Source organism: Acaryochloris sp. IP29b_bin.137, from assembly GCF_028285745.1.
Taxonomy (GTDB): Bacteria; Cyanobacteriota; Cyanobacteriia; order Thermosynechococcales; family Thermosynechococcaceae; genus Acaryochloris.
Window position 1 is genome coordinate 15,546 of sequence record NZ_JANQOP010000238.1, and the last position, 12,272, is coordinate 27,817.

A 12,272-nucleotide genomic window follows, 5' to 3' on the forward strand; every position below is an offset into this window, starting at 1 on the left:
CGATATAGTGAAAACAGGAACCCGTTGCTGATGATGGGTTCTACCTTTTTGCCCTTCAGTAGGCCCTCTCCCTAGACATTACACCATGGCACTGACCCGACGCGCTTTACTGCGAAATACTAGCTTAGTGCTGGCTGGCTTAGGTTTGAGTGATGTATTTCTGTGGAGATTTACCGATCAATATCAACAGGTGCTAGCGCAGCCTACGTCTCGAAAGCTAGCCCTCTTGGTCGGCATTAACCAATATCGAGATTTGGGTAAACAGACCAAGCTGAAGGGGTGTTTGACGGATTTGGAATTGCAGCGAGAGCTGTTGATTCATCGGTTTGGCTTTCATCCGGATGACATTGTTGTTCTTAAAAACAAGCAGGCCACTTACAAGAATATCGAAGCAGCGTTTACCACTCATTTGATCGAACAAGCTCGTGCTCAAGATTCCGTCATTTTTCATTTCAGTGGTTATGGATGTGTCTTAAATCGATATGTTGATGCTGCGCCAGAAGCAAAAACGCCCTTACCTTCCAAGGTATTGCTCCCCTTCGACGGGGATATTCAAAGTTCTGAAAATAGCCAAAGTATTGAGAATGCCTTGTTGCAGGAACAGTTGGCCCTTTGGTTTCGTTCCCTCAATACCCAACACAGTCTGTGTGTTTTGGATGCTGGATTTACTTATCCCGGAAAGGCTTTATTGGGAAACTTGCGGGTGCGATCGCAACCCAGTATCCAGCAGAAGACGGACTTACCCGGAGACCGAGAACTCCAGGAGAAGCTCCTCAATCAGTCCCAGCGACGCCAAACGCCCTCGGAACTGATTCTGTTAGCAGACCAGGGTCCCCACACTGCCGTTGAAGCCCAATGGCATGACTTCTCCTCTGGGTTATTCACCCATGCCCTCACTCAGCACTTGTGGCAAATCTTTCCCCCTCAAAAATTCCTGGCCAGTTTCAACCGGATTGTATCGGATGTTGAACATCAGGTCGGTCGGGTCCAGCAACCAGGCTTAAGAGGGCAGGTGGGTTCTGATGTCTTGTCTGCATTATCCCTTGGGGACAATGCAGATGGTGTGGTCACAAACATTGAGGACAACGGAGAGGGTGTAACGGTTTGGCTGGGTGGCGTCTTACCGCAAGTCGTTGGTCATTACGAGGCTACCACGTGCTTTAAGGTCACAGCCCATGACGGCAATCCGTCCAGTTCTCAATCCGTTTCCGATCAACCCGTCGATCGGGCGTCCGAGTCTAATCCAGTCAACCCAGATCTGCTGATCCATTTAGAGTCTTTCCGGGGGTGCGTCGGGACGGGACGTTGTAACCAAGAAGCTCAGATCAACTCAGGCCAGAAAATTCGAGAGGCCTTTCGCGTTATCTCTCGATCGATCAACCTAAACGTTGCCCTGGGGTCGCAACTCAATCGAATTGAGCGGGTTGATGCCACTAGCGCATTTTCAGATATGCCCAATATCAACCCAGTCATTGCGGGGACACAAACTGCGGACGTCCTGTTTACCCAGGCATCCGCCTCTTCTCGAGTCATTGTTAATTCCGTTCCCACTGACCTATCGGAGGAAACGGAAGACCCTCCTGGGCTGCCCCCTCAAACACAGTATGGGCTATTTTCTCAAGGGGGGGAAGAATTAGCAGATACCCGAGGAGAACCCGGTGAGGCGATCAAGACGGCGGTCAACCAACTGCATGACACTCTGAAATTATTATTGGCCCGTAAGACCCTCGATCTAACCATTAATGATTTTTCCTCGGGAGTCGGCGCAGCGGTGATATTGGAATCGATGGATGCTGAGAAGAATCAGATCTTAGCCCAACAATTTACAGTGAGAGCCCCGTGGGATTGGAAAGACAGTCACTCATCCCCATCTTCGTTTGAGAAGCAAGGGCAAATCGTGCAGCTTGCCAGTGGGCAGCATATTCAATATCGCATGCATAACTATAGCGATACCCCGCTCTATTGGCTAGTTTTGGGGGTTGATACTCGTACCCAATTTTTTTCTATCTATTCTCCAGAAGCCCTGTTAAATTCCTCCCAGATCAGGCAGGACTTTATCGCCCCCCAAGCATCGCTGACCGTCCCATTTCCAACCAATGAATATGTAGTGCGAGGTCCAGACGGCATTGCAACCACCTACATTATTTTGAGCCGCTCACCATTCGCGAAGGGATTAGGGGCGATTGCCAGCAAAATCCGCCCGTCTAGCAACACCTTTCCAGTCGTTGTCCGCTTGATGAACCCCCTAGATGTGACTCAGCACGTCCTCCAAGATTTGCATGACAACAGCGCCTCTACGGCAGAGCAAAGGGGAATTGCTTCGGATAGCAACTGGGTTTGGGATGTTGATCAGTGGGCAACGTTTCAGTTTACCCATGAGGTCGTTTGAGCGGCTAGCGTTTGAACCCTAGGCAGCATTCGTAATACCTCAGTTTCTGCAAAAGGGCTGGGGAGTATATCGTTGGCGTCTTGCATTAGGATGTCATCACGTTCGCCAGATGATATTGATCACTGAAGTTGGCTTCAATTCAAGTGATAGTCATACTATAGGAGGCGCGTGGATGGAGACCTAAGGTCCCATAAACCTCAGTCAATCGTACAAACATTAGGAGTGGAATATGACGAATAGCAAATCTTTGGTGTCTTTAGGCAGCTGCGTTTTTGTCGCCTTGAGTGCAGTCTTACCTTTGAGCGCCCATGCGCAAACTAATTCGAACCAGTTGGGAATTCCTGAAGAAACGACATTTGCTATCATTACCCGAATGAGTGACACGGTGGCCGCCCGGATTTCGGCCTCTTCTTGCGAAGATACCCGGAACCTCTTGAAGGAAATGCGCAAGAGTAAAGGCGGCAAAACGAGTGAGTTATCCCTAGAAGGTCAGTTATTGGCTTCTGCCCAAACCCAACCGAAGCTGAAGCAAGTAGTGGCGAATCGAGTGGGCACTGCCTTGGCTCTCAAACTAATGGATTGCAACATGCTCAATCCTGACACTTTAGGGGCCTTGTTTGATAAAAAATAGCTAGATCGTCGCCTGACTCGCTACACCATCATTTTGCTGAGCAGACTGGACACGATTCCGACCTAGATGTTTAGCCGTATAGAGCGCTTGATCCGCTTGTTTGCTCAAGTGCTCTTTGGTGTCAGCGTGATCTGGATAGGTCGCTACACCCAAGCTGGCCGTCATCTCAATAGGTTCCAAAGAGGGAAGAATCACGGGTTGCTCGACAATTGCCAACCGCACTCGCTCGGCAACAGCCTGACTATCTGTCATCGTTGCTTTCGGAAGAATAACAGCAAACTCCTCACCGCCATAACGGCAAACAATATCACCGGGTCTAACTTCTCGCTGGAGGAGTTGGGCCACTTCACATAGGGCTAGATCACCGGCCTGATGACCATAGGTATCATTCAGCGCCTTGAAATGATCGATGTCCACCATAATCAGAGAGACGGGATGGGGGTTGCGTTGCGATCGCTCAATTTCCACCATCAACCACCGATTAAACTCCCGACGATTGTAAACTTCGGTCAGGCCGTCCAGGGTCGCCAGCCGGTAGAGATCCTGTTGGCTCTGCTCTAGCTGACTCGCCATCAAATTAAACGTGTCAGCCAAATGGCTAAATTCGTCCTGGGTCGTGAGCGTAATGCGATGATCCAACGCACCTTGGCCGAGTTGCTCCACCCCTTGAGCCAAGGTGCGCAGCGGAACTGTAATTGACCGAGACAAACTAAAGGCGAACAATCCGGCTAACACCAGGGCGAACAAAGAAATGATGGCAACCAGTCGCCGCACCTGTGCTCGCACGGCCTTAGCATGTTCAACGTTGGCCTCATTTTGGAAGGCAATTAACCGATAATTCAGCTCCTGCGTATTGTTTAAGATCTTCTGTAGTTGCTGGCTAAGCTGGGTTTTTGCCTTGGCTAACTTGGCCTCCTGCTGGGCTTCGGTTGCATCAAAAATCTGCTGGCACAGTTGAGCAATCTCCCGCCACTGACGCTGAATCTCCTGAACGGCACTCAATTCTGTGGACTGGCCTTGAAAATAGTCCAAGAGTAATACCAGTTGGGACTTAATCACCAGCTTTTTGCGGCGGTAATTCCTCAAGGTCATCCCATGGGTCGGTTGGGCATGGATCGCTAAACCCGATAATTCCAGAAGTTCCCCTTCAACCTCAGCAAGGGGGAACAGGGCTTCTCGACTAATACTCTCTTGATGTTCAAAACTATCTAAAGCTCCCTCAAAGGCAACCAAAGCACCCCATGCCAGCATAAGCAGGGGCATCAGCATGGTTCCTAGCCCTATTCTGAGGCGTTGGTGCAAGGATGACTGTGGGGCAAACCGTAAGGACATGGACCACTGAAGATGAAATGAGAGGGGTATAGTACTAGGGTTCCCCCGATCCCCATCAGTTGTTGTGCAACATCCAGTTCTTCGGATCGAAGCCCGCTGCCATCGCTATCGATGGCAGCCCAATTCAGGATGCATAAACCATAAAAAAGAGAGGCGTGTTCGCCTCCCTCAAACGATTAATTCCAACAATCGTCCTTAGCTCAGCCCTGCAAACAGGTGATTAGATGTTAGACAATACCGCTCTAGCGGCCTCAAGGGTTTGGTCTATATCTGCATCAGTATGGGCCAAGGAGGTGAAACCTGCCTCAAATTGAGAAGGCGCGAGATAAATCCCATGCTCCAACATGCCGCGATGGAATTTGGCAAACTTAGCGGCATCTGCGGCCTTGGCATCGTCATAACTATGGACAGGACCCGCAGCAAAGAACATGCCAAACATGCCATTGATATGCCCTCCACACACCTCATGGCCAGCTTCTCGAGCAATTTGCAGTAGGCCAGAGATCAACTTACCTGTAACCCGATCCAGCTGATCATAGGTTCCTGATCGTCGGAGCAATTCTAGGGTTTTAATCCCTGCCGTCATTGCGAGGGGATTACCAGACAAAGTACCCGCTTGGTACATCGGTCCAGCCGGAGCAACTAAATTCATAATGTCTCGACGGCCACCGTAAGCACCTACGGGTAAGCCGCCCCCGATCACCTTACCTAACGTCGTGAGATCGGGTGTAATGCCAAACTTTTCCTGAGCCCCACCATAGGAGATCCGGAAGCCAGTCATCACTTCGTCAAAGACCAGTAAGGCACCATTCTCTTTAGTGATTTCGCGCAGACCTTCTAAGAATCCAGCATCAGGTGGAATAAATCCTGCATTACCCACTACCGGCTCCAAAATCACCCCAGCAATTTGATTGGGATGTTGAGAGAATAAGGCTTGCACAGACTGCAAATCGTTGTATGGAGCTGTGAGGGTATTTCCGGTCACGGTTTTGGGTACACCGGGAGAATCAGGCAATCCTAAGGTGGCGACACCTGAACCGGCCTTGACCAAAAACATATCAGCATGGCCGTGATAGCAGCCTTCAAACTTGATCACTTTTTCCCGACTGGTAAAGGCTCTCATCAATCTCAGGACTGACATACATGCTTCAGTTCCCGAATTGACAAAGCGGACTACTTCCACGCTGGGAACGGCATCAATCACCATTTCAGCCAGCACATTTTCCAACAAACAGGGCGCACCAAAGCTGGTGCCTTTGTCTAAGGCTTCTTTAAGGGCCGTTAGGACTTCAGGATGGGCATGGCCGCAAATCGCAGGCCCCCAGGTGCCAACGTAATCAATATATTGATTACCATCAACATCCCAAACATGCGCCCCTTTAACCCGATCAAAGACAATCGGCTGGCCACCCACGGACTTAAATGCACGGACAGGTGAACTGACGCCACCAGGCATCAATTTTTGCGCTGCGGCAAAAATTTCCTCTGACTTGGTTGTATTGAAGGTGTCAGTAAGCAACGTTTTCTCCTTAAAATCAGCGGACTCGCTGAATGGTTGAATGATCAATGCCTTTGAAAGGTGCGTTCAGCAAAATGGATGCTTAAGCCCTATCAACATAGTCTTTCATTCTACTGTCTCACTCTATAAGGATCAAAACTATTGATAATTGCTCCTGATTCTTATGGTTTCAGCAGGGAGAAGCGTAAACAATTGAAAAATTTTATCTGGACAACAGCAAAAATAGAAAATAGTTTTAAGCCCTGTCGACTGCCTTAATCCCAGAGTGAATTTTACTAAGTCACCCTATTCTGGAGTTGTTTCAGCAGTTTTGGCCCCACCCCTGGGACTTGATCCAAGTCTGCAAGCGAGGTAAACGGACGGTCTTGTCTGGTCAACATAATTCGTTCAGCCAACTTCGGTCCCACCCCCGGTAACGCTTCCAGCTCTTCTTGGCTGGCGGTGTTCAGGTTAACAAGCGGGCTTGCGGGTGAAGCAGCGGGGGACTCCCCTGGCAAAGATGATGGGGGCAGACTCAGCTGTAAATCTCCACATTGGCGCTGATGGTCTTGTGCTTTGCTTTGCAGGAATGGGGGAATCCCTAGGTGGCTACTGGTGTATAGACGCTCGAATTCCCGGTGATAATGCGCTGCAACCAGGGGATGTTCGATCACCAGCAAAGTTTCATCATTCAGCCGATTGGCTGCATCTGACCAGTTATGAGACCCGACAATCACCGTTTTGCGATCGACAATCCCAAATTTATGATGCAGCACATCTCCTTGTGAAAGCTGAGGTATCCCTGCTGTTTGCAAGGGCTGAGACCACGGTCGATTGCGGGGTTCAACCTTACAGGTTAAGGTCCCGTTGCGGGAAGGACTGAGGGCCAGCCCTAGCATATCCAGGACTTCACTATAGCTTTGATACGCAAACTGAAGATCACTCAACACGCGTAGCGTTACCCCTTGTTGATGCTTCCCTTCTAGCTGATCAACCAATGGCTGTTCTGAAAAGACAAACAACGCCAAGTCTATCGTCTGATCCGCTTTGGTTAAGGTTTGACCGATTAGCCCGTTGGTACTTTGAGACCAGGGAATAGAGGAAGAGGAAGGTGAAAATTTCACGTGCACTTTGGCATCGCCAACCCTAAGGGGTTGAACCGGGCGCCAGGGTTTATTCACGCCAAATTTGCTATCTGTTGATTGTCCCGGGCCATCTCCCCACAGCGCTTGAAACTCTTGAGTAAACGCCTGAGCTAAGGGTTGGCTCTCTATCACGATCAGAGAATTGGCATTCCCTCGACTATCAGGCTGATCTAAGTCACCGAGCAAACCTGACAAGGTAAAGTTAGCCGTTGTCACTAAGGTGGTCTGACCATCAATAACGATAAATTTATGGTGCATCAGACCGCTCCCCGCGGAACCATCGGCAGTATCATCCAGCCAAGGGATGTCAGCGTTGCGAATCACCTGTAGCGCATCATATTCATTGATTTCTGGAGGACTTAATTCACCATCCTGATCCTGATCAATCAGTTGGATATGGGCTTGATATCGGTCTCGTTGCCGCGGATCCATCTGAGCCACTTCTTGAGGGGTAAAGCTGCTGATGGGCCGACTGTAGGTGTTTTCCAACACCACTCGCACTCGCACACCTGCCCGTCTGCGATCGCGCAAAGCCTGGGCAATCCGGGGCGATCGCAACTCTTGTATTGCGACATCAACCGTGGACTGAGCAGCCTGAATTCGCTCAACAATAATGGACTCCAAATCATCCCCAGGTCGGGTGATCTGCCGATAGGGATCCGTAAAAGAATTAGCCAGATTCTGGTTCATATACACCTGAATCTGGCTATGTTGCGGGAGAGGTGGGATGGACTGGTATTGAGGATGCGATCGCTGCCAACGATTCACCCCAATGCCGATGGCAGCCAGAAAAACAACGGAGACCAACCCAAATTGCAGCCGTTGCATCAGCAAAAACGTTAGAAGCGGCTAAAGGTTCCTAACTCAGATTCTTCGAGGACCTGTCGGAGAGAATCAACAACGACGGGGGATTCGACGTCTGGGTCTCTAAAAATTCGGCGAGGGGTAATGGATTGGCCGTACAAGTCGCGATTTTTACCTTTGTTAAAGCCCAGTTTGGAGCCATCAATGGCAACGCCTCCAAATAGGCCACTACTGCGAGCATAGGTCAAAATCGGTGATTTGCTATAGTCATCGGTCGGATTGACTGCGGTGGAGCCGACTGGACCCGCCGTTCCCGACACACTGCCGCCGATATCAAACGACTTAGACAGAACTTCATTTACCGTGCTGCGATTGGGGAAAACCAGAACAATGTCACTCGATTTAGCGCCAATTTGCAACCCAAAACTCCCTCCCGTGATGTTGATAAAGGCAGGATTGCTCCAAGAGCCATCTTCTTGTCGGAGCATCATCACTCCCGTCCCTCGACGTGCCCCAAATAGGAATCCCGCCTGGATGACACCTGGGAAAATAGCGATACCCTGGCTTTGCTCCAATAGCTCCGTAGGGATTTGTGTTTTAGGATCGCTCAAAATTTCTTCTAAGACATTTTGAGACGAGTGAATAATTTTTTCGGCATTGGCCTGCTTCTCCACATCTGTGGCTGCCATCGTCGGCATGGTTGTGGTGACAACAAGCATTGCGGTTACAGGCATTGCCACCATAGACTTGAGTTTCATCGCTATCTCTCCCTAAACAAGACGCTGATAAGGGTAATGACCAAAGGTTTGTTGGAAAGTTTCAGCATCCCCATGACACAAAACAGTGTGGGGAGGCTGAGGGGAAATGGACAACCCCAAGGCGCAACAAACGGGTTTCAATCCTTGATTTTCTAGCCATTGGATAGCATCGAAATCATAAAATAGCAAGGGTTTTGAGATGAAACTTGTTGTTTGATCGTTCTGGTCTGTTTTTTCGTTCACCCCGCCGACACTAGCTACAAAGATGCGCTCTCAACTGGTTCGAAACCGTTCTCGATGGACCTTGGGTCTGATGGCTGTCATACTCTGTTTTTGCTGGGGATTGCTCCATCTAGATAGGGCCACCCCTCAGACATCTCCCCCTCGCCCGGTCTCGACCATGGAGGACAATCTTTATCGCCCGATGGGGGAATGGGTGGGTCGCCTCATCCTACCGCCCCAGGCAGATACTGTGGACTGGGTGTGGTTCGAGGTGCACCATAGTCCTAACTCTGATTTTGTCGGTCAAAAAGTGCGGTTAGAGTGGCAAGCCAATCCTGAGGTGCAAGCTCGGGTCAAGGGGGTGCAGCAAGATGTCAAACTCTCGGCAGAGGCCCACCAAAGCCTGAAGCGAGGCAATATTCACCCCCAGCGGTTAGATGGACGTCCCCAGGTGGGTCCCCTGCAATCTTTGGCGGGTGCCAGACCAACCGATAATGTCTGGGTGCGATTGAAACAGGTACGCGTCGTATCGGGTTCTGCCCCTCACCTCCAAATCTCCGAAGATCCAGTGCAAGTCCCTGGTATCCACTACGGACTGGTCAGAATCCTAGGTCCAGTTCAAACCGCTCAATCCGTTCCCAAGCAATGTCCTGGTCCCTCTCCCTGTCCCAGCGAGTTGACTCGGGTTCGTCACTATAATCCCACCACCCAACGGTTTAACGGCCCAGCAGAAGTAGTTCACCTTCACCAGGATCAACCTAACTCTGCGGGGGTGTTTCAATCTACCCCTAGAAAATTAGCCACTTCCCCAGCGGGCAAGGCTGGCTGGTATATCTATGGTTCAACGAATACGGAGGAGATGTTTGACGTGAGTGCGATCGCACCTCGTTCCCTGTTTCAACTGCGGCCCGATGACTACTTTCCTAACACAGGTGCAGGGTTGCATTACTTTAAGCGCCAAGTTTGGCAGCAAACTGAACAACATAAGGGAAACCTCCGACGGGCCATGGTTGATCACCAGCACCGCAGCCCGAAAGCAGCCTTAGAGCAGTGGCAGGTAGGGGATCAAGCCTTAGTTATTCATCTTTTTGGCGGCATTGGCGGTATAAAAGCAGAGCCGCAAGCCGTCATCGGCACTATCACGGGACATTTTGGATATGGTGTTGCCACAATTATCAAAGATCCCTTTACCGGAGAGCCACAATTCGATATTGAATACCAACAGGTCTACGCCCACAATCCTGAAGGAATCGTAGCTGGCCCCACCCATTGGGCTGAATATATGGGCCACCTTAATCGAGGATGGCTAGGCAGTCGTCCAGTCTTGGATGTACTGGTCAAGTCCGAGGCCCTCACTCAGCCCTATCAATTTGGTGAGATTGTCTTAGATCCCTTATCAGAGCTAAAGACGCAACTGCAACTAATGGCGGCCCGCTATCGAATAGGGGATGGGACCGGTTCGGCGCTGGTCACCCCTGCTAAGTCTTGCGTGCAAGATTCCAGCCAGGCCGTTTACCAAACGATTAAGCGCATCCAATATCAGGTGCAACAGTCCCCAGGGATTCAGACATGGCTAGCCGAGCATCCTCAAGCTCCTCAAACACTCCGTTTTCAGACATTAACGACGTTAGGGAATACCCTAGAGAGAGAACTCGTCCCCCTAGGTATTGCTCGGAGAGATTGGCAGCGAAATGCCCAAGTGGCAGTGGGTATCGCTTCACCCCAAACCTTTAGCCACGCTGATGATTTTTTAGCCCAAGTCCTCAGTTGGCGAACGCTGATTCCGCGGGTGGCCCAGGATCAAATCATTCGTATTTTTCTCAATCAAGGCACCCCGCTCTGGTTCCTCAACACCAATCAGGTCGGCGGGTGGGATCCGGATATTAGCCCTCTGGCCCCCACAGAATTATTTGGACAGTGGCCCATCGTTTCCTTTTCTTTTTCTCGATTGGTAGAAGCTACTTCAACCTTGCCAACTCTGATGGGCTGGCTTGTCTCAGGGTTGCTTTTAGGGGGGTATGGTTTGATCGCTCTGACTTGGGGTAAAAAAACAGGATTTTTGTCCCCTCCTCAACGCTCTGCTTATCCGAGATCTTTCCAAATTCAGATTTGGGTTGGCACTCTAGCCATGCCTGCCCTAGTAGAAGAATTGCTGTTTCGCTGTTTACTGATTCCCCATCCACAAGAAGGAGTATGGTGGCTGACGGTGCTACTTTGGTCAGGATTTAGCCTAATGCTTTTTGTGCTGTATCATCCCCTCAATGCCCGCACCTTCTATAAAGCAGGTGATCCAACTTTCTTCAATCCCACCTTTTTATCCCTAGCTACTTTGCTAGGGATTGTCTGTACCTGTGCCTATTTGTTCACAGGTTCAATTTGGCCAGGGACAATCATTCACTGGCTAGTCGTTGCCATTTGGTTGCTGTATTTAGGGGGACAGGAGCGTCTGAGCAAAACTTAGGCCAAGCTCTAGTCGTAACACCAGGTATCAAAAGACTTGTTGGGAGGAGCCTGATTTGATCGCACGGGTCGATGAAAAATAGATCGAGTATTGGTTGTCTTCTTGCGTGAAGTCACTAATGCCGATGACTTTTGTGCTCTTCTTCTGGGGGTAGAGCTAGCTTGCAGCTCAGTCAACTGTTGTTGCAGTCGATCATTCTCTTGCGCTAATTGCACCGCATCTTGGGTAGTTTGCTCCAGCTTCTCCTTAATTGCAGCCGTTTGGCTCGACGACTTCTGCAATGCCGTCAGGGCAGTTTTCTGTTCTGCCAGCTGTGCCTCCAATTGGGCCACCTTCTTTTGCAAAGCCGTTTCCTTGGTTTGAGCTGCTTTTAAATCCTTAGTCAGAGTGCTAACTTTCAGTTTTAACTCGGATTGAGCGTTCTTGCTGACCGTTGAGGTAGCGCTACTTCTTGCAGTTGAAGTGGGTTTCGCTGTTGTTCTCTTTGCGGTGGTCGCTTTCTTCGCCGTCGCTGCTTTCCGACTCGTTCGGGGTGTTGGTGCTTTTTTGGTAGTGGATGCTGGTTTGGCAGTTGCCTTTTTCCCTGGAGATGCGGCGGCTTTAGTAGCAGTTGTCCCAGCTGTTTTCTTTGCTGCTGAGGCAGTAGACTTAGTCGCTGATGCTGATTTAGCTGTTGCTTTCTTGGCGGTGGATGCAGTCGCCTTAGTCGCAGAAGCCGCCTTAGTCGCTGATGCTGATTTAGCTGTTGCTTTCTTGGTGGTGGATGCTGCCACCTTAGCCGTGGTTGTCTTTTTAGCCGCAGTCTTCTTAGCCGTGGCTGATTTAGCTGTACTTTTCTTAGTCGTGGTCTTCTTGGCAGATGTAGCCTTCTTTTGGGTCGTTGATGCGGCTGGCTTAGCGTCACCTTTTTGCTCAGAGGTCGCCGTTTTAGTCGCTTCTTCCCGTAGTAAATCCGACAAACTTTTCTTCGTAGCCATTAACTTTCCCAATCCCGCTTAATTTCATCAACAACGCGGCAATAATCTGCTTTTG

General features: G+C 50.1%; 9 protein-coding genes. 4 read left to right on the top strand and 5 right to left on the bottom strand.

Going from position 1 to position 12,272, the window contains the following annotated elements; all coding sequences use genetic code 11:
• Positions 1-85 precede the first annotated feature (85 nt).
• Positions 86-2,389 (top strand): caspase family protein, encoded by a 2,304-nt coding sequence (locus Q0991_RS16940; RefSeq protein WP_299490439.1) that lies wholly within the window; start codon positions 86-88, stop codon positions 2,387-2,389.
• A gap of 229 nt (positions 2,390-2,618) precedes the next feature.
• Entirely contained in the window at positions 2,619-3,020 is a 402-nt protein-coding gene (locus Q0991_RS16945) for a hypothetical protein (protein WP_299490441.1), read from the top strand.
• Here Q0991_RS16945 and Q0991_RS16950 read toward each other — a convergent pair whose 3' ends face one another.
• The 4 genes from Q0991_RS16950 to Q0991_RS16965 all read right to left on the bottom strand — a co-directional run bounded on the left by Q0991_RS16950 (position 3,021) and on the right by Q0991_RS16965 (position 8,557).
• The gene (locus tag Q0991_RS16950) at positions 3,021-4,352 is read right to left on the bottom strand and encodes a diguanylate cyclase (RefSeq protein WP_299490443.1); all 1,332 of its coding nucleotides are present in this window, start codon (positions 4,350-4,352) and stop codon (positions 3,021-3,023) included. It abuts the gene before it with no gap.
• A gap of 220 nt (positions 4,353-4,572) precedes the next feature.
• A complete protein-coding gene (gene hemL, locus Q0991_RS16955; protein WP_299490445.1) occupies positions 4,573-5,871 on the bottom strand; it encodes a glutamate-1-semialdehyde 2,1-aminomutase in 1,299 nt (432 codons plus the stop codon).
• A gap of 275 nt (positions 5,872-6,146) precedes the next feature.
• A complete protein-coding gene (locus Q0991_RS16960; RefSeq protein WP_299490447.1) occupies positions 6,147-7,823 on the bottom strand; it encodes a phospholipase D-like domain-containing protein in 1,677 nt (558 codons plus the stop codon).
• An 11-nt stretch (positions 7,824-7,834) separates the two neighbouring features.
• Positions 7,835-8,557: a lipid-binding SYLF domain-containing protein gene (locus tag Q0991_RS16965; RefSeq protein WP_299490449.1), complete on the bottom strand. Its 723-nt coding sequence runs from the start codon at positions 8,555-8,557 to the stop codon at positions 7,835-7,837.
• 265 nt (positions 8,558-8,822) lie between these two features.
• Between Q0991_RS16965 and Q0991_RS16970 the strand changes: the two genes are divergently transcribed.
• Positions 8,823-11,240 (top strand): CPBP family glutamic-type intramembrane protease, encoded by a 2,418-nt coding sequence (locus tag Q0991_RS16970; RefSeq protein WP_299490451.1) that lies wholly within the window; start codon positions 8,823-8,825, stop codon positions 11,238-11,240.
• An 8-nt stretch (positions 11,241-11,248) separates the two neighbouring features.
• On the opposite strand, the gene Q0991_RS16975 is transcribed toward Q0991_RS16970, so the two are convergent.
• Entirely contained in the window at positions 11,249-11,584 is a 336-nt protein-coding gene (locus Q0991_RS16975) for a hypothetical protein (protein ID WP_299490453.1), read from the bottom strand.
• 79 nt (positions 11,585-11,663) lie between these two features.
• Between Q0991_RS16975 and Q0991_RS16980 the strand changes: the two genes are divergently transcribed.
• Positions 11,664-12,239 (top strand): hypothetical protein, encoded by a 576-nt coding sequence (locus Q0991_RS16980; RefSeq protein ID WP_299490456.1) that lies wholly within the window; start codon positions 11,664-11,666, stop codon positions 12,237-12,239.
• Positions 12,240-12,272 lie beyond the last annotated feature (33 nt).

Bases quoted from the DNA above. Each gene is read 5' to 3' on its own strand.
- Q0991_RS16940 (WP_299490439.1), top strand. From the start codon at position 86: ATGGCACTGACCCGACGCGCTTTACTGCGAAATACTAGCTTAGTGCTG.
- Q0991_RS16945 (WP_299490441.1), top strand. From the start codon at position 2,619: ATGACGAATAGCAAATCTTTGGTGTCTTTAGGCAGCTGCGTTTTTGTC.
- Q0991_RS16950 (WP_299490443.1), bottom strand. From the start codon at position 4,352: ATGTCCTTACGGTTTGCCCCACAGTCATCCTTGCACCAACGCCTCAGA.
- Q0991_RS16960 (WP_299490447.1), bottom strand. From the start codon at position 7,823: ATGCAACGGCTGCAATTTGGGTTGGTCTCCGTTGTTTTTCTGGCTGCC.
- Q0991_RS16965 (WP_299490449.1), bottom strand. From the start codon at position 8,557: ATGAAACTCAAGTCTATGGTGGCAATGCCTGTAACCGCAATGCTTGTT.
- Q0991_RS16970 (WP_299490451.1), top strand. From the start codon at position 8,823: ATGCGCTCTCAACTGGTTCGAAACCGTTCTCGATGGACCTTGGGTCTG.